The organism is Mycobacterium sp., from assembly GCF_036273375.1.
Taxonomy (GTDB): domain Bacteria; phylum Actinomycetota; class Actinomycetes; order Mycobacteriales; family Mycobacteriaceae; genus Mycobacterium.
Genome location: NZ_DASUHS010000096.1, coordinates 48,193 through 68,564, shown reverse-complemented (window position 1 = coordinate 68,564; position 20,372 = coordinate 48,193). Strand labels below are relative to the sequence as shown.

The 20,372-nt window shown below is 65.4% G+C and carries 19 protein-coding genes; 7 read left to right on the top strand and 12 right to left on the bottom strand.

Annotated features, from left to right (window positions below; genetic code table 11):
* The coding region (locus tag VFW69_RS09510; RefSeq protein ID WP_526500487.1) for a methionine synthase at positions 1-2,106 on the top strand (2,106 nt) is incomplete at its 5' end.
* 106 nt (positions 2,107-2,212) lie between these two features.
* Here VFW69_RS09510 and VFW69_RS09505 read toward each other — a convergent pair.
* From VFW69_RS09505 to VFW69_RS09455, 11 genes are all read right to left on the bottom strand, one after another.
* Entirely contained in the window at positions 2,213-3,577 is a 1,365-nt protein-coding gene (locus tag VFW69_RS09505; RefSeq protein WP_526500485.1) for an HNH endonuclease signature motif containing protein, read from the bottom strand.
* A gap of 172 nt (positions 3,578-3,749) precedes the next feature.
* The gene (locus VFW69_RS09500; RefSeq protein ID WP_526500483.1) at positions 3,750-4,517 is read right to left on the bottom strand and encodes a mannan-binding protein; all 768 of its coding nucleotides are present in this window, start codon (positions 4,515-4,517) and stop codon (positions 3,750-3,752) included.
* An 18-nt stretch (positions 4,518-4,535) separates the two neighbouring features.
* Entirely contained in the window at positions 4,536-5,273 is a 738-nt protein-coding gene (locus VFW69_RS09495) for an Rv1363c family protein (protein ID WP_526500481.1), read from the bottom strand.
* 26 nt (positions 5,274-5,299) lie between these two features.
* Positions 5,300-6,559: an MlaD family protein gene (locus tag VFW69_RS09490; protein ID WP_526500479.1), complete on the bottom strand. Its 1,260-nt coding sequence runs from the start codon at positions 6,557-6,559 to the stop codon at positions 5,300-5,302.
* Entirely contained in the window at positions 6,556-7,791 is a 1,236-nt protein-coding gene (locus VFW69_RS09485; RefSeq protein ID WP_526500477.1) for an MlaD family protein, read from the bottom strand. The genes VFW69_RS09490 and VFW69_RS09485 overlap by 4 nt, the downstream gene beginning before the upstream one ends.
* Positions 7,788-8,903, bottom strand: coding sequence for an MCE family protein (locus VFW69_RS09480; RefSeq protein ID WP_526500475.1), 1,116 nt, complete (start codon positions 8,901-8,903; stop codon positions 7,788-7,790). The genes VFW69_RS09485 and VFW69_RS09480 overlap by 4 nt, the downstream gene beginning before the upstream one ends.
* A complete protein-coding gene (locus tag VFW69_RS09475) occupies positions 8,900-9,955 on the bottom strand; it encodes an MCE family protein (protein ID WP_526500473.1) in 1,056 nt (351 codons plus the stop codon). The genes VFW69_RS09480 and VFW69_RS09475 overlap by 4 nt, the downstream gene beginning before the upstream one ends.
* Positions 9,948-11,003, bottom strand: a complete 1,056-nt coding sequence (locus VFW69_RS09470; protein ID WP_526500471.1) for an MlaD family protein — start codon at positions 11,001-11,003, stop codon at positions 9,948-9,950. The genes VFW69_RS09475 and VFW69_RS09470 overlap by 8 nt, the downstream gene beginning before the upstream one ends.
* Complete coding sequence (locus VFW69_RS09465; RefSeq protein ID WP_526500469.1) at positions 11,000-12,568, bottom strand: MlaD family protein; 1,569 nt, start codon at positions 12,566-12,568, stop codon at positions 11,000-11,002. The genes VFW69_RS09470 and VFW69_RS09465 overlap by 4 nt, the downstream gene beginning before the upstream one ends.
* An 11-nt stretch (positions 12,569-12,579) precedes the next feature.
* Positions 12,580-13,443: an MlaE family ABC transporter permease gene (locus tag VFW69_RS09460; protein WP_526500467.1), complete on the bottom strand. Its 864-nt coding sequence runs from the start codon at positions 13,441-13,443 to the stop codon at positions 12,580-12,582.
* Between the two features lies 1 nt (position 13,444).
* Positions 13,445-14,287: an MlaE family ABC transporter permease gene (locus VFW69_RS09455; RefSeq protein ID WP_526500465.1), complete on the bottom strand. Its 843-nt coding sequence runs from the start codon at positions 14,285-14,287 to the stop codon at positions 13,445-13,447.
* Positions 14,288-14,593: 306 nt separating this feature from the next.
* Here VFW69_RS09455 and VFW69_RS09450 point away from each other — a divergent pair, with 306 nt between their 5' ends.
* The 5 genes from VFW69_RS09450 to VFW69_RS09430 all read left to right on the top strand — a co-directional run bounded on the left by VFW69_RS09450 (position 14,594) and on the right by VFW69_RS09430 (position 18,390).
* Entirely contained in the window at positions 14,594-15,196 is a 603-nt protein-coding gene (locus VFW69_RS09450) for a TetR family transcriptional regulator (RefSeq protein WP_526500463.1), read from the top strand.
* A 56-nt stretch (positions 15,197-15,252) separates the two neighbouring features.
* Positions 15,253-15,534 (top strand): phosphoribosyl-ATP diphosphatase, encoded by a 282-nt coding sequence (locus tag VFW69_RS09445; protein ID WP_526500461.1) that lies wholly within the window; start codon positions 15,253-15,255, stop codon positions 15,532-15,534.
* A gap of 2 nt (positions 15,535-15,536) precedes the next feature.
* Positions 15,537-16,391 (top strand): ATP phosphoribosyltransferase, encoded by an 855-nt coding sequence (gene hisG / locus VFW69_RS09440; protein WP_526500459.1) that lies wholly within the window; start codon positions 15,537-15,539, stop codon positions 16,389-16,391.
* Positions 16,392-16,510: 119 nt separating this feature from the next.
* A complete protein-coding gene (locus VFW69_RS09435; RefSeq protein WP_526500457.1) occupies positions 16,511-17,023 on the top strand; it encodes a DUF4126 domain-containing protein in 513 nt (170 codons plus the stop codon).
* Complete coding sequence (locus tag VFW69_RS09430; RefSeq protein WP_526500455.1) at positions 17,020-18,390, top strand: FAD-containing oxidoreductase; 1,371 nt, start codon at positions 17,020-17,022, stop codon at positions 18,388-18,390. Before VFW69_RS09435 ends, VFW69_RS09430 begins: the two co-directional genes overlap by 4 nt.
* Before the next feature lie 58 nt (positions 18,391-18,448).
* Here the strand turns inward: VFW69_RS09430 and VFW69_RS09425 are convergent, their stop codons facing one another.
* Positions 18,449-19,360, bottom strand: a complete 912-nt coding sequence (locus VFW69_RS09425; RefSeq protein ID WP_526500453.1) for a RecB family exonuclease — start codon at positions 19,358-19,360, stop codon at positions 18,449-18,451.
* A 74-nt stretch (positions 19,361-19,434) separates the two neighbouring features.
* Between VFW69_RS09425 and trmI the strand changes: the two genes are divergently transcribed.
* Positions 19,435-20,280: a tRNA (adenine(58)-N(1))-methyltransferase TrmI gene (gene trmI, locus VFW69_RS09420; RefSeq protein ID WP_526500451.1), complete on the top strand. Its 846-nt coding sequence runs from the start codon at positions 19,435-19,437 to the stop codon at positions 20,278-20,280.
* Positions 20,281-20,372 lie beyond the last annotated feature (92 nt).

Here is a 20,372-nt window from a genome sequence, read left to right as displayed (position 1 = left end):
TACGGGATCGACTTCATCGAGGCCTGCGCCTGGATCAAGGAGAACCTTCCCGGGGTGCACATCTCCGGCGGTATCTCGAACGTGTCGTTCTCGTTCCGGGGAAACAACCCCGTCCGCGAGGCGATCCACGCGGTGTTCCTGTTCCACGCCATCAAGGCCGGTCTGGACATGGGTATCGTCAACGCCGGTGCCCTGGTGCCCTACGACTCGATCGACCCCGAATTGCGGGACCGCATCGAGGACGTCGTCCTGAACCGTCGCGAGGACGCGGCCGAACGGCTCCTGGAAATTGCCGAGCGGTTCAACAGTTCGGAGAAGGCGGACGATCCGGTGGCGGCCGAGTGGCGCAACCTCGGAGTCCGCGAGCGGATCACGCACGCCCTCGTCAAGGGCATCGACGCCCACGTCGATGCAGACACCGAGGAATTGCGGGCCGACATCGCCGCCGCGGGCGGTCGTCCGATCGAGGTGATCGAGGGTCCGCTGATGGACGGCATGAACGTCGTCGGCGACCTCTTCGGCTCGGGCAAGATGTTCCTGCCCCAGGTGGTGAAGTCGGCCCGGGTGATGAAGAAAGCCGTTGCGTACCTGCTGCCGTTCATCGAGGCCGAGAAGGAAGAGTCCGGCGCCGCAGCCGGAAAGGACACCAACGGCACGATCGTGATGGCGACCGTGAAGGGCGACGTCCACGACATCGGCAAGAACATCGTCGGAGTCGTCCTGCAGTGCAACAACTTCGAAGTGATCGACCTCGGTGTGATGGTGCCCGCAGAGAAGATACTGACCGCGGCGAAGGAGCACGACGCCGACATCATCGGGCTGTCCGGACTGATCACCCCGTCCCTGGACGAGATGGTCAACTTCGCCGCCGAGATGGAGCGTCAGGGGCTGGAGATCCCGCTGCTGATCGGTGGTGCGACCACCTCGCGCGCCCACACCGCCGTGAAGGTGGCGCCTCGGCGCAGCGGTCCGGTGGTCTGGGTCAAGGACGCGTCCCGCTCGGTGCCGGTCGCCGCCGCGCTCCTCGACGACAGGCAGCGGCCGGCCCTGCTCGAGGCCACCGAGAAGGACTACGCATCTCTTCGCGAACGGCACGCCCAGAAGAACGAGCGGCCGATGGTGACGCTGGAGAAGGCCCGCGCGAACCGGACGCCGATCGAGTGGGACGGCTACACGCCGCCGGTGCCCGCCCAGGGACTTGGCGTGCGGGAGTTCGGCGACTACGACCTCGCCGAGCTGCGTGAGTACATCGACTGGCAGCCGTTCTTCAACGCCTGGGAGATGAAGGGCAGGTTCCCCGACATCCTCAACAACCCGGCCTCGGGCGAGGCTGCCCGCAAGCTGTACGACGACGCCCAGGAGATGCTCGACACCCTGATCAAGGAGAAGTGGCTGACCGCCAACGGGGTGATCGGGTTCTTCCCGGCGAACGCGGTCGGCGACGACGTCGAGGTGTACACCGACGACACCCGCACCGAGGTGCTCACCACGCTGCACAACCTGCGCCAGCAGGGCGAGCACCGGGACGGCATCCCGAACCGGTCGCTGGGCGACTACATCGCGCCCAAGGACACTGGTCTGGCTGACTACGTCGGCGCCTTCGCCGTCACCGCGGGGCTCGGCAGCCAGGAAAAGATCGCGGAGTTCAAGGCAGCCCTAGACGACTACAGCGCGATCCTGCTGGAGTCGATCGCCGACCGGCTGGCGGAGGCTTTCGCCGAACGGATGCACCAACGGGTCCGCAAGGAGTTCTGGGGATTCCAGCCTGACGAGCACCTGGACAACGAGGCACTCATCGGTGAGAAGTACGCCGGAATCCGCCCTGCACCCGGCTACCCGGCCTGCCCGGAGCACACCGAGAAGGCGACGCTTTGGAAGTTGATGGACGTCCAGGAACGCACCGGCATCGAGTTGACCGAGTCGATGGCGATGTGGCCCGGTGCCGCCGTCAGCGGCTGGTATTTCTCGCACCCGCAGTCGCAGTATTTCGTGGTCGGCCGGATGGCCCAGGACCAGGTCGCCGACTACGCGAAGCGCAAGGGCTGGACTCTGCAGGAAGCCGAGCGCTGGCTCGCCCCCAACCTCGGCTACAACCCGGAGGACTGAGCGCTGGCGTTGGTTGATTCACACTGGCCGCCGAGACGGCATCACGCTTGGCGATCGAGGACTCCCGCAGCGGTGCCAAGTCAGCCGAAAACGTTGTGTCCCAGCGTCAAACGGGATCGGCATCGTCCAGGTCCGCTAGAAACCTATCCGGGTGATGGTAGTTGTTGGTTCGTGGCTGGCCGCGGTCGAGGTGTGCCGGCGGTATCCATTCGGTGTCGCCTTGAGCGTTTTTGCGGGTGGTCCAACCCGTTTCGACGAGCCGGTTGTCGATCCCGCAGGCCAGCGTTAGTTCGTCGATGTCGGTGCGGCGGTCAGTGGCCCAGCCTCGGACGTGGTGGACCTGGCTATGGTAAGCGGGCGCGTCGCATCCGGGTTTTGTGCATCCACGGTCCTTGGCGTACAGCATGATTCGTTGGGCGGGGGAGGCCAGCCGCTTGGTGTGGTACAGCGCCAGGGGCTTGCCGCCGTCGAAAAGCGCCAGATAGTGATGAGCGTGGCTGGCCATGCGGATGAGATCCGACATCGGCACCACGGTGCCGCCGCCGGTCAAGCCCTTGCCTGCGGCGGCTTGCAGATCTTTGAGTGTGGCGGTGATGATGATCGACACGGGCAGGCCGTTGTGCTGGCCCAGCTCCCCGGAGGCCAATAGGGCGCGCAGTCCGGCCAGCAGGCCGTCGTGGTTGCGTTGGGCTTGGCTGCGGGTATCGCGCTTGACCGCGCCCTCATCAGGTGTCTCGTCGATGAGGGGTGTGGGGTCCTCGGGGTTGCACGCGCCGGGGGCGGCCAGCTTGGCGAGCACGGATTCGAAGGTCGTGCGGGCCTCGGGGGTCAGGTAGCCGCTGAGGCGCGACATGCCGTCGTATTCTTGCTGGCCGATCGTGACACCCCGCTTGCGGGCCCGCTCCTCGTCGCGGAGTTCCCCGTCGGGGTTGAGCCAGTCCATGATGTGCTGGGCATACTTCGCCAACTCATCGGGACGGTACCCGCTGGCCTTTTGGGCCAGATCCTTATCGGCGGCTTCCCGGGTGGACAGGTCGACCTCGATCGGCAGGTGAGCAAAGAAGCTGCGGATCACCCGGACGTGCCCGTCGCCGATGAGCCCTTCGCGTTGGGTGGCCGCTGTTGCGCTCAATGTGGGCGCTAAGAGATCACCGGTGAGCGCACGGCGTTCCCCGAGATCGGCGGCTTCGTCAATGCGGCGGCCGGCCTCGGCCTTGGTGATCCGCAACCGATCGGCGAGCGCCGTACGCAAGGTGCCACCCAGTTCTGCTTGGCCTGCCTGCGCGCCGAGTTGGTTGATCGCCGCGTGCTGGGGGGCGCGCAGCCGACGCGCGACGCGTTCCATGCGCTCCAACGCGCGCAATCGTTCCGGGGTGGTGAACACGTCGAACGACAACTCGCACAAGCGGTCCAGGTCTGCATCGAGCGCGTCGAAGACCTCGACGATCTCTTCACGACCACTCGAACCCATGCTTCAGATTCTAGGGAGGCCCACCGACAAAAAACGTCGCGCTGTGACCTCTGAAACTACAGTGGCGCAAGGGGTTTAGCGCATCCGCACGTTCGGGCCGAAGGTGAGCCGCCGTCGTATCCGATTGCCCGGCTTCTCAGCGCTCCGCTTCTCGGCTCCGGTCATCGCCGGGTCAGACACGCAGCACCGGGCTCAAGGCCGACAGCGGGATGTGAGCCTGGACGGTACCGCCGTCCATGTACCACTGCGGCAGGCCGGCCGAGAAGTTGATCGGCTCGTCGTGGCCGACCGGATAGTCAGGCATGTAGATGATCAACTCGTCGGGCGTCAGCGCCCACGCCTTATACGCGCCCGAGTAGACCTTGTCGGGAGTCCAACGGTCGAGGATAAACGGGTATGTGCCCGGATCATGAGGTGGCGGAGCCTGATTGAGCGCCGTATCGATGAACGGCGCAGCCAGCGGGGGGATGGCGGTCAGCGGATTCGATGTCGTCAGGTCCGCCAGCTGCACCCGTCTGCCGCCGGCCATGTCGAAGGTGAAGGTGCGGTAGGCGTTGTTGGGCTTGGGTCCGTCGGCGTGATAGTCCTCGTGAAACACCGCGCTGAGCAGGTTTCCGTGCCGGAAGACTTCGACGTTCTCCTCGCCGTAGCTGTCGGCGGCCATGCTGCCGTTGGCGGTCTTCCAGTTGTTCACCAGGGTGCGCAAGTAGTCCCGGATCACCGGGCCGGTGGTCGGATTGTCGACCAGATCGTCGGGCACGGCGACCTTGATATCGCGCACGGCGTTGCGTTCCGAGGTCACCGCAGTGTGGCAGTACTGGCCGTCCCAATCGCCGCCGAGCTCTCCGCAGAATGACGGCGCCGACGCGTCCGCGGTGGCGGTGCTGGGAATGGTTGCGGCCGCGACCAATACGAACGCCGCTGACAGTCTCTTCAGCATGAGATGGCTCCGCTCGGCTTAGAGGAGTTGGACTTTGCTTGCCCGCCAGCGACCGTCGACCTTCTCCATGGTCATCTTGATCCTGCTGCGGTCGATGCGCGGGTCGGGTGCGGCCGTGTTGGTGACGGTCTGGTCGATGAAGAGCAGCACGACGACCCTGTCGGTGGATCCGGACTGAATGGCAGAGTCGACCACAACTCCGTGCGCGGTCGCCTTGTTGTCGATCAGCAGCTGCCGAAGCTTGACGCTGGACTGGGTGTACATGTCCTTGAATTCGCCGGTCGCGCCGTCGAGTACCTGCTTGAAGTTCTCGTCGACCTTGTTCGAATCGATGCTCGTCAGCACCTGCGCATAGGTGATGGCCGCCTGTTGGGCCTGTTCACTCGCCGCCTTCACCTGATGGTCCTGCCACTGCCGCCACCCGAGGTACCCCGAAATGGCAAGTAAGGCAACGAGTAACACCGGCAGTGCGCTGCGACGCAGATACCGGCGCCAGGGCCACTTAGCGCGCTCGGTCGTGGGACGCTTGCGTTTGAGCAGCCCGCCCTCTTGTTGGTCTTCTTCCTCGTCGTCGTCGTCGGCCTGCTCGCCACCCTCGTCCGTGGTCGCGTCGTCGGCCGAATCCTCGGGCGCGTCGGCGGATTCGCCGGCGCGCTCCTGTTCGGCATCTTCGCTCGCAACTTCCGATTCGTCAGCACCCGATTCCGTGTGGGTTTCGGCTTTCGGGTTCTTGTTGGTAGTCACGACCACGATCATCTCCTAAAGGTCGATGGGTTCAATGCTCAATGCGGCGGTTCGATCGGCAGCGGCGGACCGCCGTAGGGGGTGGGAATGGTGTAGCGGCCCCGCGGCGTGGGGTCGGTTCGCTGGCCCAGGTTTGCCCCCGGCGGCGGACCGGCGGTGTCGTCGCCGCCCGGCCGTGGTGCGTTCTTGGCGCCGCGGATCGAGACCGCCGGGTCGTCATCGCGGCAGTAGGTGTACATGAACGGCTCGTAGTAGTCGGCGGCGGATGAAGGGTGCGCCGGCGTCCCGTAGTCGCAGACGTAGCGGGGATACAGGTCGGCCGTCGCCCAGACACCGCCGTCGTGAAAGGCGCTCGTCACCGCGTCCAATACCGACCCGCGGTAGTTGGGGAACAGCGCGTTGAGCGCCGGTACCCGCAGATAGAACAGGTGCGACATGGTGGCCATGCTGCCCAGCAGCTGCACCATGGTGTCGGAGTTGTCCGCGAACAGATTGTCGACCGCCGAAAGGGTGCGCGGTGTCTGCTGAGTCAAGCGGCGGTAACCGGCCTGCATTCTGGCCACTCCGGTCAGCGTTTGGTTGAGTTCGGTTGCGGTGGCGCCCAATCCGGTGTTCTTGTCGCTGGCCAGGGTGAGCACGACGCGGCTCGTCTTGATGATGCTCGTGGTTTGGGGCAGCACCGAATCCAGCGTCGAAAGCAGGAACGTGCCGCCGTCGACGATGGCGGCAAGCTTCGCGGGGCCCTCCTTGCTAAGACTCAACTCCTTCTTGATCAACTCGATCTTGTGCGGGTCGACCTGGGCCAGCATCCCGTCGGCGTCACCGAGCAACTGCGCCAAGCTGACGGGGACGGTCGTGTGATCCAGGGCGATCAGGCTGCCGTCGTGCAGATACGGCCCGGCGTCGGACGCGGCTTCGAAGTTGATGAACTGCTCTCCGGCCGGCGAGAGGGCCGACACGTGCACGACGCTGTTCGCCGGGATCCGCACCTTCGACGTGATGCTGGCGATCGCGTTCACCCCGTTGTCGGTGATCTGCAGCGACTCGATGCGGCCGATGCGCACTCCGCGTAGTGCGACGTCCTGATTGGGCAGCAGGCCGCCGGACTCCGTCAACTGCACGGTGACCCGGTAGGAAGAGGCGAAGGGCTTCACCCGTAGCGCGCCGATGAGCAGATAGGTGGTCGCTACGATCAGGATGAGCACCAAGCCGGCCACCGATAGCCAAACCTGTTGCCGGTGCCCCGTGCGCACCGCGCGGACAACGACATTGGCGGAGTTGGCTACGGCGCGCATCATGGTTGCGGTCCTGGCGGTGGCGGTCCCGCTGGTGGCGGGGCCGGAGCCGGCGGGGGACCTGGAGCGACATCGATTTGGCCCGGGATGTTCGGGTCCGGGATGACCGGAACCTGTGGCGAATTCGGTCCCCGGCCGACAACGCGTTCCTGCAGCCGCCACAGGGTGTACTTGAGGGTGCCGACGAGCAGGTTCACGTTGTAGTGATGCGGTCCGTGCAGCCCGATGTCGCCGGGGAATCCGATATCGGGCAGCGACCCGAGCATGATCTTGTCCACGCCGACATTCACCGAAATCGAGTTCCCCGCCGTCGATTTGACCAATGCGGGGATCAGCCGATTAACCGACAGCCAGCTGGTATCCGGGCTCGTCGCGACGTCGTTGGCGGCCCCGGCGACCGTGTTCAGGTCGCGGATGATGCTGCGGCCGCTGGTGTCGGTACCGCCGATCGACGGGAACCTGGCCAGCAACCGGGAGGTGTCACCCACCTGTACGGCCAGATTGGAAAGCTGACCGGTGTTGTCGGCCAGGGCCGAAGTGGCGGGGCTGGCGGCCGCCATCAGGTCGCTGATGGTCTGGTTCTTGGTGTCGAGTTGGTCGGCCAGCCGTGACAATTGGGTCAGCGCGCGCGAGATCTGATCGGACCGGGCATCCAACGTGCCAAGCAGCTCGTTGGACTTGCGGATCATGTCTCCGAACGCCTGGCCCTGGTCGCCGGTCGCTTTGCCGAAACCGTTGATGACGTTGGTGAAGTTGCGAACCGCCCCGCCGTTCACCAGAATCGCCGCGGAGCTCAGCACCGATTCGACGGTCGCGGCGGCCGCGGTCGAATCCAGACCGATGGTGTCGCCGTTGCGCAGCAGCGGCCCGTTCGCGGGATCGTCAACCGGTGGCTTCAGCGCCACGAACACGTCGCCCAGCGGTGTCGCGGTGCGCAATTCGGCGGTGCTGCCCCGCGGCAGTTGCACGCCGTCCCGGATGCGCAGCCGGGTGACCGCGGTGTAGTTGCGTGCGACCATCGATTCGAGCTGCCCGACGTCGGCGCCGGCGAGCTTGACCTTGGCGTTCATCGGCAGGTTCAGCGCGTTGGAGAAGACCGCGTTCAGCGAATACCCTCCCGATCCCAGCCCCGGCGCCGGAAGGGGCAGGCTGGCAAGGCCGTTCGTGGCGCAGCCCGCGGTGACCATCGCCGCGGCCACCACCGTCGACATGCCCCGGGAGCCCCTGGTCATCATTTCTGCCCCATGGCGGCCATGCCGTCGAGCACATATGTCAGCCCGAAATCGGGGCCGAAGTCCTGGATGGTCCCCGTACTGCAGCCAAGTTGCCGAAGACCCATCAGGTTGCAGATCTCCTTGGTGTACTGGCTGTCGAAGAGCAACCGATCCGTGAGGAAGCGGGCCCGCACGCTGCCGTTCGCCCGGTCGATCATGTTGTAGGCGTTGTCGGCCACCAGCGGAGCCAGATCCAGGAGCTCGGCCAGGTCACGCCGCTGATCGGTCACGGTCTTCAGCGCGTCATTGCCATGGAGCGCGGCCTGCTTGACGTTGTCCCGGTTGGCGTCGAGCAGGTCGCCGGCCCGCTGGATCAGTTGGTCGAGCTTGTGGCCCGTGTTGCCGCTGCCAAGGTCCTCGTCGGCCATGATCTGACTCACTTGGTGGATGGTGGAAGCGAATTCGCGCAACTTCGTGTCATTGGCGGCCACGGCGTTGAACAGCGTGCTGATGTTCTTGACGATCGTGGTGATCTGCTCGCGGGTCGTCGCGCCACCGTCGCTGGACAGCCGCAGCGCCTTGGACAGCTCACCCAGCGCCGCCTTGATCTTTTCGCCGTTGCCGTTGACCACCGCGGTGCCGCCGTTGAGCACGTCGGCGATCGGCCCGCCGCCGTGGCCGTCGCCCTCGAGCGACTTGGTCACCTTGTCCAAAACGTTGAGAACGCTGCTGAATTCGACAGGCGTCTTGGTCCGCGGCAGCCCGATGGTGTCGTGGTTCTCCAGGGTCGGTCCGCCGTGATAGGGCGGGGTGAGCTCGATCTGCCGGTCGGTGAGGATGGAGGTCGACACCGTGACGGCCTGCGCGGTGGCGGGCACTTTCACGTGCCGGTCGACGGTGAACTCGACCTCGACGTACCCGCCCTTGGCGTTGATCTTGGTGATCTTGCCCACCGGCATGCCCAGCACCGCCACCTCGTTGCCTTCGTATAGGCCTGAGGCGCTATCGAATTGGGCGGTCAGGGTGATCGTGTCCTCGTCGGAACTCAAGGTCCACCAGCCGATACCGACCGCCGCGGCGATGACCGCGGCCGCGGCGACGATGGCCAGCGCCTTGGCGCCCAGCCCCCTCACTTGCAGTCCTTGAAGTACTGGATCATGCCGAACTGCTTGGCACGGCCGCTGATTGCGCACATCCAGGAGTCGATCAGCGGGACATTGGGGGCGTTGAAGTTGATCGCGTTGCCGTCGCCGGTGAGGTTGGCGGCCTCGCGGAAGAAGATCGGGCTGGTCTGCAGCATGCTGTGCAGCAGATCGTCGTGTTGGGACATCAGGTTGGTTAAGTCGCGCATGTCTTTGATCAGCGCGTCCAGACCGGAGCGATCGTTGACCACGACCTGGCTCATCGTGTCGACCAGGCTCGACAAGGACTGCATCATCGCGTGGAAAACGGCACGCCGCGCGACGAATTGGCCCAGCAGGTCTTGCCCCTGGTCCACCAGAGCGCCGATGCCGGCCTGCTGGCGCCGCAGGGTATTGGTCACCTGCTCGGTGCTGCGGAGCAGCTGTCCCAGCTGGTCGCGTCGTACCGCGATGATTGACGACAGCGTGTTGATGTTCGTGATCGCCTGCGGCACAACGGCGGGCAGGCCGTCGAGCTGCTTGCCCAGCACCGCAAGCGACTGCGCGAACCTGTCGGAGTCCACCTGCTCGAAAGTGGTGGTGGCGTCCTGCAACGCGGCCTGCAGGTCGTAGGGCACCTCGGTGTGCGCCAGGTCGAAGGTGTCGTGGGGCAGACGCGCAGCGCCGTTGGGTTCCAGCGCGAGGTAGCGCGAGCCCAGAATGGTGGTGACCCTGATCTGCGCTAAGGAGTCCTTGCCCAACTTGATGTCGTCGCGGACCTTCAAGCCCGCCTCGACATGGTCGCCGACGAGTTTCATGCTGGTGACGTTGCCCACCGGGATGCCGGCAACCACAATCGGGTTGCCGGCCCGCAGCGAGGCCGCTTGGAGGAATTCCGCGGTGTAATGCCGATAGCCGGCGCCTATCGCATGTACCAGCAGCATGACTGAAATCACCACCGCGACCACCGCGACGGCGATGAACCCGAGCCAGGTTTTGTTGTAGCTTTCCAGCGGACGCTTTTTCATCCGCGAAAGCCGTTGCCGCACCGACGGGTCAGCCATCGACCGTGCTCCTGCACCTCGGGGTGTGCCAGGCCCTGTTGCCCGGCGTGGCCGCATTGATGATGATCGGCACCACATCGTTGAGTCCCGGGAAGAACCCCATGAAGTTCACGTCGCACACGTAGGCGTTGCCGTAGGCGCCCTGATTGCCCACCCGGGTAAGGCCTTTCAGCAGCAGCGGGATGTTATCGCCGAAGAACGCCACCTGCGGTTCGACGTCCATGATGTGTTTGGTGACACCGGGCTGACGATCGATGAATTCGCGCAGTGCCGGATACACGTCCGTCGCCGAGGCCGACAGCCGGTCGGTCACCCGGGCCAGTGAACCCACCGAGGCGACCAGGTCCGGGCGGCGCCGGTCGAGCTCGCCGACGACGCTGCGGGTCTGCGTGATGACCCCGTCGAGATTGTCGTTCTGTTGGGCAAGGTTGCCGACTACCTTGTTGAGATTGGTGATCACGCTGCCCAGAGCCTGATCGCGCCCCGCGAAAGTCTGTGTGAGCGTAGAGGTCTGGCCGACCAGTGTGGTGAGCGATGACGTGTCGCCCTGCAGCGACGCGATGATGCCCTTGGTGAGATTGTCGGCGTCATGCGGGTTCAGCAGGCTGAACAACGGTTCGTAGCCGTTGAGCAGCGTGGTCACGTCGAAAGACGGCTCGGTGCGTTCCAGCGGAATCGTGCTGCCCGGGGCAAGCAGCCGCGGGCTGCCCTCCTTGCCCACGGACAGTCCGAGGTAACGCTGCCCGACGATGTTCTGATAGGTCACGGACGCGAGCGTGTTTCCGAACAGCCGCTGTTCGGACTGCACAACAAACGAGACCTTCGCCAGTTTCCCGTCGAGTTCCACCTTTTCGACACGGCCCACGCGAACCCCGGCCATGCGGACGTCGTCACCTTCGCGAAGCCCGTACACGTCGGTGAACACCGCCGAATACCTGGCGGTGTCGCCGGCGACGTCACGCCGCAGGCTCACATACACCAGCCAGGTCAACGTCAACGAGACGATCATGAACAGGGTCAGCGCGATGAGTGGGCCGCGGAATCTCATTTGGCCTCCCCGGGCGAATGAGACAGTGACACCGTGGTGCCGCGGGCAACCGGGCCCAGCAGCAGCTCGGTGACATCGGTAGCGGGCGCACCGGTGATGACGCCCAACATGTTTCGTTCGTACTGGCTTCCGACGGGTCCCACGTTTCCGCCGAAAGAGGCCCGGTACGACGCCTGCGGAATCCACGGCGCCTTGGGTGCCACCGGCGCCACCCACGGCTCGTGCTCTTGTGGGGTCGCGGGCGCACCGGGCGAGGGGTTGTCGGGATTTGCACTGCCGGGCACTGGTGGTGACGGCGTAATGCCCGGGGCGAGTGGCGGGTTGGGATCGGTCAGATTCGGTGGCCCGTTCACTAGCGGCGGCCCCACCGCGACAAGGTTTCCGTCCGGACCGATCACGGTCCCAGGTGGCGGAGCCAGATCCTTGGGTGGGTGATAGTTCTGCGGGAGCAGCACTTCGGGCAGATCGGGTCGCACCGGAATCAGCGGTGCGGTAAAGCAGCTGGGTCCCTTGAGCTCACCGTAATGGGGACAGTCGGCGCGTGTGTAGGTGGAACTGGGCGTGAAGGTCAACATTGCGCGCATGTTGCCCAGGTTCGTGCGCGGGTTCCACACCTGTTCCATGAACTGATTGGCCAGGTTGTCCAGCTTGGCGACGGCGGGCACGAAGTTGTTCGATTTCTGCGCCAAAATGCCGAGCACCGGTGTGAAATCGGTGGTGATCTTGATCAGTTGATCGATGTGGTTGTCGAAGGATTGACGCGTGGTGCCGACGGTGTCATCGGCGCCCGACAGCAGCGAGGCCAACTGCCCGCGTGTCTCGGCGAAGGTCCGCATCGGCTCGACGGCCTGATGCAATGCATCGAGGAGATCGGGCGCCGTCTGCGCGAGACCGGTCGTCGCATCCAGCAGCGCCGAAACCGTCGAGGAGCCGGTATCGGTGCTGACAATCGAATTAAGTTGATCGAGAGTGCGATTCAGTTGCGCACCGGCGTTCAGCAGGCTGACGCGGCGGTGGTCGGTGGCGGCACCCAGTGCGGCCAGGATCCCGACCGACCGGTCGTCGCGGCCGCGCCCCGCGGCGGCGAGCAGGTCACGTAGCTTGCTGACGGTCGTCTGGAACAGAACGGTCGGCAGCCGCTTGTCCTCGAAGATATGGGCGCCGTCGCGGATTTTCCCACCGGGCCCGTTGCCCACCAGTTGAACCGACGACACGGCGAAAACGTTGCTGGGCACCACGCGTGCGGTCACGCTGGCCGGAATCGACTTGGCGTATTCCTCTTTGAGGTCGATGTGGACGTAGTTGGGCTTGCCGTGCTCCGCCGGGACGACGCCGTTGACCATTCCGACGAGCACGCCGTGGTATTTGACGTCGGACTTCTGCGGAAGGCCATCGCCCACGTTGACCAGGTCTGCCACCACCCGTACGTAATCGTTAAGTCGGCCAGTAGATTTCACCAACATTGCGGTGGTGAGCAAGGCGCTGACCACCAGGACAGCGATGCCGATGCCGAACAGCTGCCGGTCGGAGGGGCCGCGGCCGTCCAGCTCAAAGGAATTGGGCATGTTCCACCGACCTACCCACCAAACCTCGCGCCGGAGTCGACGCCCCACAGCGCCATGGTGAGCAGCATGTTCACAATGATCACCACGGTGATGCTGGCGCGCATGCCGTGCCCCGCGGCGACCCCGACGCCCTCGGGCCCGCCACTGGCGTAATACCCGTAGTAGCACTGGATCGTGGACGCGATCCACACGAAGATGACGGCCTTGATCAACGAATAGATGATGTCCTGGCCGGCCAACATCAGCGTGAAGTAGTGCAGGTAGGAACCGGTCGAGCCGCCGCTGCCGATACCGACCACGATCTGTGTGCTCAGGTATCCGATCGCCAGGCATGCGGCGTACAGCGGGACGATCGCCACCACCGAGGCGATCAATCGGGTGGTCACCAAATAGGGGATCGGGCGGATGGCGATCGATTCCATCGCGTCGATCTCCTCGGCGATGCGCATGGATCCCAATTGCGCGGTGAAGCGGCAACCGCCCTGCATGGCGAACGCGAGCGAAGCCATCAGGGGAGCCAACTCGCGGGTGTTGACCAACGACGAGACGAACCCGGTGGCGGGCCCGAGCCCCAGCAGGTTCAGGAAGTTGTAACCCTCGATGCCGACGAGGGCGCCGACGGTCATGCCGAGCACGACGGCCACGCCGGCGGTTCCCCCACCCACCACGATCGAGCCGTTGCCCCAGGTGATGTTCGAGAGCAGCCGCAGGAATTCGGTTCTGTACTGGCGCAAGGCGAGCGGCACGGCAACCAGCGCCCGGACGAAGAAGACCAGTAGGTGGCCGAGCCGGATGATCGGTACCCTGCCTCGGCGGTAAAGCCGGACGAGCGGCATCGAAATCGGTGCGAATGGCTGATAAGCGGAGGCCGTCACGTCACAGTCCCGTCCTGGGTGACAACATGATGTAGAGCTGGCTGATGGCCACGTTGACGATCATCAACAGCAGGATCGCCTCGACCACAGCGGCATTCACGGAGTTCGCTACGCCGGTCGGGCCGCCCTTGGTGGACAAGCCTTTTTGGCTTGAGACGATGGCCACGATGGCGCCGAACACGATGGCCTTGATCAGAGCCAAGATCATGTCGCCGGTCGTCGCGAACGACGCGAACGTCGACACGAAGCTGCCCGGCGCCCCGTTCTGGAAGTACACGTTGAACATGTAGCTCGCGAAGAATCCGGCGAAGCACACGACACCGGTGAGGGCGACGCCGATCATCACCGCCGCGGCGAAGCGGGGGACGACCAGGCGGCGGATCACCGAGACTCCCATCACCTCCATTGCGTCGGTCTCTTCGCGCATCGTTCGCGAACCCAGGTCGGCGGTGATCGCCGACCCGACCGCCGAGGCCATGAGGACTGCCGCCACCAGCGACGCCCCCTGCCGGATGACGGCGAGCCCGCTGGCCGCCCCGGCCAGCGACGTCGCACCGACCTGGCCGGCCAGCAACGCGAACTGGATGGACAGCGTGACGCTGATCGGTAGCGACACCAGGATCGTCGGCAACACGGCGGTGCCGGCCATGAACGCGCCCTGCCGGACGAACTCCTGCCACTGGAATCGCCCGGTCACCAGGTCGTAGAAGAAATATTGAGCGGTTCGCACACCCAGAACGAACTGTTGACCTACCGTCGTCAGCGAGGCGACCGGGTGACGTTTGACGTACCCGACGGACCAGTTTCTGATGGCGGTAACGCCATCCAGCTGTGTCGTCGTCATACCGGCGTGACTTGCGGTCCGTCTAGCAAACCCATGGCACAGGTCATCGCGTACCAGCTACCGCCTTCATCGGCCCTCTTCCCACCCCTAAGTCGTGAGTGCCGAGCGGGGGACATTGGGCGACCGTTGGACGCCTATCCTTATTAAAATAGTGTCAACAAGCGCCGAAAATCCGCAGCTCACATCTGTGTGCTGCATCACATTAGCCTACTTGATAGGGACTTTCAATAGTGTAGAGTCACTCATCTCAAGTTCGTCGCTAGACGGCGCCATGGGGTCTACTGTCGGATTGGCGAAGGTGATGGCATGCCCTCAGCAAACGCCGGTTCGTTGCGGGACCGACGCCGTGCTGAGCTGCTGTCGCACATCCAACAGACCGCGCACCAGCTCTTCGCCGAACGTGGCTTTGAGGCCGTGACGACCGAGGACATCGCCGCGGCCGCCGGAATCTCCATCAGCACCTATTTCCGGTACGCGCCCACCAAGGAGGGGCTGCTGATCGATCCCGTCCGGGAGGCGGCCGCCGAGATCGTGGGTTCCTACAGCGCGAGACCGCCACATGAGTCGCCGGCCGAAGCGTTAATTCAGCTGTTCGTCACGCGCGCCAGGGATGTCAGCGAGGTTGACAACCTAGATACCTGGCGGCACGCCGTCGCAACCGCACCCCACTTGTTGAGCAAATCCCTGCTGGTCAGCGAAACCGACCACGGCACGCTGATCGAACAGGTCGCCCACCGGATGAATGTCGATGCGGCGGTTAATATTCGGCCCGCGCTGTTGGTCCACACGAGTGTGTCCACAGGGCAATTCGTGCTCGACGGGTGGCTGACCTCGGATATCGGCGCGAGTCCGCCTTTTCACGTGCAGTTGGAGGAAGCGCTGCGGATCACGCTCGCCGGATTCGACTGACGAAGCCGCTCAAAACCCGGCCGGGGCTAAACCGCCGTGACTTTGCTCGCCGCCGCGTGAAACAATCGCTGGCCGTGAAGACCTTCGAGGATCTGTTCGCCGAACTGGGCGAGCGTGCCCGTACCCGGCCGGCCGGCAGCGCGACGGTCGCCGCACTGGAAGGTGGCGTCCATGAGCTGGGCAAAAAGATCCTCGAGGAAGCAGGCGAAGTGTGGCTGGCCGCCGAACACGAATCCGACGACGCGCTGGCCGGGGAGATCAGCCAGTTGCTCTACTGGACGCAGGTGTTGATGGTGGCACGCGGGCTGACCCTCGACGACGTGTATCGGAAGCTCTGACGATGTTGCGGGTTGCGGTTCCCAACAAGGGCACGCTGAGCGAGCCGGCCAGCGAGATCCTCGCGGAGGCGGGCTACCGGCGCCGTACCGATTCCAAAGATCTGACCGTCATTGATCCGGCCAATCAGGTCGAATTCTTCTTCCTGCGGCCCAAAGACATTGCCATCTATGTGGGTTCGGGAGAGCTGGATTTCGGCATCACCGGCCGGGACCTGGTGGGCGATTCCGACGCACCGGTGCGCGAACGTCTGGCGCTGGGATTCGGCTCCTCGAGCTTTCGCTACGCGGGGCCGGCAGGGCGCGGCTGGGAGATGGCCGATCTGGCCGGCAGACGGATTGCCACCGCCTATCCCAATCTGGTCCGAAAAGACTTGGCGGGGCGCGGTATCGAGGCAACCGTCATCAGGCTCGACGGTGCGGTGGAGATCTCGATACAACTCGGCGTTGCCGACGCGATCGCCGACGTGGTGGGTTCGGGGCGCACCCTGAGCCTGCACAACCTCGAGGCCTTCGGCGACCCGCTGTGCGATTCCGAAGCGGTGCTGATCGAGAGTGACCAGAGCAGTAAGTCCGGGACGCAGGCGGCGCGCGATCAATTGGTGGCGCGGATCCAGGGTGTGGTGTTCGGCCAGCAATATCTGATGCTCGATTACGACTGCCCCCGCTCGGTGCAGGACAAGGCCACGGCGATCACGCCGGGGCTGGAGTCGCCCACCATCGCACCCCTGGCCGACCCGGCCTGGGTCGCCATCCGCGCGCTGGTGCCGCGCCGGGGCGTCAACGAGATCATGGACGAGTTGGCCGCCATCGGCGCCAAGGCGATCCTGGGGTCCGACATCAGGTTTTGCCGGTTCTGATCGCGCACGCGGTGCAAAACCCGCGGCTGTGTTAGCGTCCGCCTCGGGGACTGCCCGGGTTGGCGTGTGGACCGTCCCCGCATTGGTCGCCGGTGTTCGTCTTCCCAGGAGGGTCTTTCGTGACACACGCACTCCTTGTCTTGCTGGCTTTACTGATTGGCGTCGTGGCCGGGCTACGTTCGCTGACTGCGCCCGCCGTCGTCGCCTGGGCCGCCTTCATCGGCTGGATCGATTTGCATGGCACGTGGGCAAGCTGGATGGCCAGCATCATCACGGTGATCATCTTCACCGTTCTCGCCGTGGGCGAGCTGATCAACGACAAGCTGCCCAAGACGCCGGCGCGCACCGCGCCCCTGATCTTCGCGGCCCGGATCGCCACGGGCGGGCTCGCCGGCGCGGCCCTTGGCGCCTGGCCGCACTGGACGTTTACCGCGCTCGGCGCCGGCGTCATCGGTGCGGTGCTGGGCACTCTCGGCGGGTACCAGGCGCGCAAACGGCTGGTGGCCGCGACGGGCGGTAAGGATCTGCCGATCGCGCTGCTAGAGGACGTCGTCGCGATCGTGGGCGGGTTCGCCATCCTCGCGGCGACGGGCCACGTGCTGACCGAGTACCTGCTGACAGCGGTTAAGTGACAGAACGTTTCGATGCGATCATCGTTGGCGCCGGCCAGGCCGGCCCGCCGTTGGCAGGCCGACTGACCGCAGCCGGGCAACGCGTCGCGGTGGTGGAGCGCAAGCTGATCGGCGGCACCTGCGTCAACACCGGGTGCATCCCAACCAAGACGCTGGTGGCTTCCGCGCATGCCGCGCATCTGGCGCGCCGCGGCGCGGAATACGGCGTCGGGACCGGACCGGTCAGCGTCGACATGGCGAAGGTCAAGGCCCGCAAGGACGAGATCATGCTCGGCGACCGCAAGGGCGTCGAGGATTGGCTCGAGGGCATGAACGGCTGCACCGTGTTTCGCGGTCACGCCGTTTTCCAGGATCCACACACGCTGCGAGTCGGTGACGATGCGTTGCGCGCCGACCGCGTCTTCCTCAACGTCGGCGGACGTGCGGTGGTGCCCGACATCCCGGGCCTGTCCGATGTCGACTTCCTGACCAACGTGTCGGTTCTCGAACTCGACACCGTGCCAACGCATCTCGTCATCGTCGGCGGCAGCTACATCGCGCTGGAGTTCGCGCAGATGTACCGGCGATTCGGAGCCCGGGTGACCGTCGTCGAACGGGGACCGCGGCTGGCGTCGCGCGAAGACGAGGATGTCTCGACCTCCGTGGAAGAAATTTTGCGGGCCGAAGACATCGAGATCATCGTCGATGCCGACGATGTGCGAATAACCAAGGCCGGCAAGGGGTTCGAGCTGACTCCTCGCGAGGGTGCCGCCCCGGTCGAAGGAAGCCATCTGCTGCTGGCGGTGGGCCGGCGACCCAACACCGACGACCTGGGCCTGGAAGCGGCCGGGGTGCAGACCGACGCCCGCGGCTACATCGTGGTCGATGACCGGCTCAAGACCAGCGTCGATCACATCTGGGCGATGGGCGACTGCAATGGCAAGGGCGCGTTCACCCACACCTCCTACAACGACTTTGAGATCGTCGCCGCCAATCTGCTGGACGACGACCCGCGCCGGGTGAGCGAACGCATCACCACCTACGCGCTCTACATCGATCCGCCGCTCGGGCGCGCCGGCATGACCGTCGATCAGGTCCGCGCGTCGGGGCGCAAGGCGCTGGTCGGCAAGCGGCCGATGACCAGAGTCGGCCGGGCGGTGGAAAAGGGTGAGACGCAAGGCTTCATGAAAGTCGTGGTGGACGCCGACACCCAAGAGATTCTGGGGGCCGCCATCCTCGGCGTTGGCGGTGACGAGGCCATCCACGGCATTTTGGACGTGATGTCGGCCAAAGCGCCCTACACCACGCTGTCGCGGACGATGCACATTCATCCCACGGTCAGCGAGCTGATTCCCACGATGCTGCAGGAGCTCTCGCCGCTGGGCTAGTGGCGATCGCGAGCGCGGCGTAGCGGGGCGCGGCGGCTCGCCACCATCGAGCCAACAGTTAGGCAGCAGGTTCGGTTGCGTGCGAATCGGTTTGCACCGCAAGAGATTCCGGCCACCCCGGGTATGGAGGTGGGGTCCCCCCGAACAGCGGGCAGTGCTGCTGGTGGGGACACCAGTCGCACAACCGCGACTGGGTGGGACGGAAATCGCCCGTCTGCCCCGCGGATTGGATGGCCCGCCAGATCGCCATCAGCGTCTTCTCGAACCGCAGCAGCTCGTCGTGATCCGGCGTGTAGTCCAGCACCTGACCGTCGGCCAGATAGATGAGGCGCAGCCGGGTGGGCTGCACACCTCGGGAGCGCAACAGCGCCACCGCGTAGAACTTCATCTGGAACATGGCCTTGAACTCGGCCAGGGCTCGTGCGGCCGGCGGCGCCTGGCCGGTCTTGTAGTCGACCACACGAAGCTCGCCGGTGGCGGCGACGTCGATCCGGTCGATGAAGCCACGCAGCAGCGTGCCGTCCGCGAGCTCTACCTCCACCCGCTGCTCGCAGCACTCCGGGTTGAAACGGGTGGGGTCCTCGAGCCGGTAATACCCGGCGAGCAGCGCCTGCGCCTCGACCAGCAGCTGGGTTCGCTGCGCCGGATCCAGCTCGGCGGTGATCTCAGGCGCTGCGGCGATGATTTGTTCCCACGCCGGCTGCACCAGTGACATCGCGGTGTCGGGACCGCGCTGCTCGGCGGGCAGGTCGTAAAGGTGCTGTAGGGCGGCATGGACCAGGGATCCGCGCAGCTGCGCGGTCGACGGCGCCTCGGGCAACCGGTCGATGGCCCGGAACCGGTACAGCAGCGGGCACTGCTTGAAGTCGGCCGCACGCGATGGCGACAGGGCCGGGCGGTACGCATGCCCCGCCGGGCGCTCCGCCGACTGCGGTGCCTCCGACTGCGTTGCCTCCGGCTGGACGGTCATGTCGGCAGCCTAGGACTGGGCGCCGACAACCCCCAAGCACCTGCGGCGGCGAGTCGGCTGGCACGCTGGACCGCGTGTCCGTAACCGGCCCGTTCACCGTGGGCGAGCGTGTCCAGCTCACCGATGCCAAGGGTCGGCATTACACGGTGGTGCTCACCGCGGGCGCCGAGTTCCACACGCATCGCGGGTCGATTCCGCACGACGCGCTGATCGGGCTGGAGCAGGGCAGCGTGATCAAGTCCAGCAACAACGCTGTGTACTTGGTGATGCGGCCTCTGCTGATCGACTACGTCATGTCGATGCCGCGCGGACCCCAGGTGATCTATCCCAAGGACGCCGCCCAAATCGTGCACGAGGGCGACATATTCCCGGGCGCGCGGGTGCTGGAGGCCGGCGCCGGCTCTGGCGCGCTGACCTGTTCGCTGCTGCGCGCGGTAGGGCCCGAAGGCCGGGTGACCTCCTACGAACAGCGCGCCGACCATGCCGAGCACGCCGAACGCAACGTGTCGGTGTTTCACGGTGGTCAGGCACCCGACAACTGGGAACTGATCATCAGCGACGTCTCCGACTCCGAATTGCCGGACGGATCCTTCGACCGCGCCGTGCTCGACATGCTTGCGCCGTGGGAGGTGCTGGAGTCGGTCGCGCGGCTGTTGATCCCCGGCGGCGTACTGATCATCTACGTGGCCACCGTCACCCAGCTGTCGCGCGCGGTCGAGGCCCTGCGGGCGCAGCAGTGCTGGACCGAGCCGCGGTCCTGGGAGACATTGCAACGCGGTTGGAACGTCGTAGGTCTCGCAGTCCGGCCGCAGCATTCGATGCGCGGACACACGGCCTTCCTGATCTTTACGCGACGGCTCGCGCCCGGCGTCGTCGCTCCCGTGCCGTTGGGTCGCAAGCGCGAAGGCCGCGACGGCTAGTGGCGATCGCAAGCGCGGAGTAGCCGGGCGCCGCGGGTCGCCACCATTGGGCTAGTGGCGATCGCAAGCGCGGGGTAGCCGGGCGCCGCGGG

What these genes read in the sequence shown, in the direction of transcription:
- VFW69_RS09485 (WP_526500477.1), bottom strand. Translation starts at nt 7,791, where the DNA reads ATGATGACCAGGGGCTCCCGGGGCATGTCGACGGTGGTGGCCGCGGCG.
- VFW69_RS09495 (WP_526500481.1), bottom strand. Translation starts at nt 5,273, where the DNA reads ATGATCGTGGTCGTGACTACCAACAAGAACCCGAAAGCCGAAACCCAC.
- VFW69_RS09505 (WP_526500485.1), bottom strand. Translation starts at nt 3,577, where the DNA reads ATGGGTTCGAGTGGTCGTGAAGAGATCGTCGAGGTCTTCGACGCGCTC.
- VFW69_RS09465 (WP_526500469.1), bottom strand. Translation starts at nt 12,568, where the DNA reads ATGCCCAATTCCTTTGAGCTGGACGGCCGCGGCCCCTCCGACCGGCAG.
- hisG (WP_526500459.1), top strand. Translation starts at nt 15,537, where the DNA reads ATGTTGCGGGTTGCGGTTCCCAACAAGGGCACGCTGAGCGAGCCGGCC.
- VFW69_RS09455 (WP_526500465.1), bottom strand. Translation starts at nt 14,287, where the DNA reads ATGACGACGACACAGCTGGATGGCGTTACCGCCATCAGAAACTGGTCC.
- VFW69_RS09490 (WP_526500479.1), bottom strand. Translation starts at nt 6,559, where the DNA reads ATGATGCGCGCCGTAGCCAACTCCGCCAATGTCGTTGTCCGCGCGGTG.
- VFW69_RS09500 (WP_526500483.1), bottom strand. Translation starts at nt 4,517, where the DNA reads ATGCTGAAGAGACTGTCAGCGGCGTTCGTATTGGTCGCGGCCGCAACC.
- VFW69_RS09470 (WP_526500471.1), bottom strand. Translation starts at nt 11,003, where the DNA reads ATGAGATTCCGCGGCCCACTCATCGCGCTGACCCTGTTCATGATCGTC.
- VFW69_RS09425 (WP_526500453.1), bottom strand. Translation starts at nt 19,360, where the DNA reads ATGACCGTCCAGCCGGAGGCAACGCAGTCGGAGGCACCGCAGTCGGCG.
- VFW69_RS09450 (WP_526500463.1), top strand. Translation starts at nt 14,594, where the DNA reads ATGCCCTCAGCAAACGCCGGTTCGTTGCGGGACCGACGCCGTGCTGAG.
- VFW69_RS09475 (WP_526500473.1), bottom strand. Translation starts at nt 9,955, where the DNA reads ATGGCTGACCCGTCGGTGCGGCAACGGCTTTCGCGGATGAAAAAGCGT.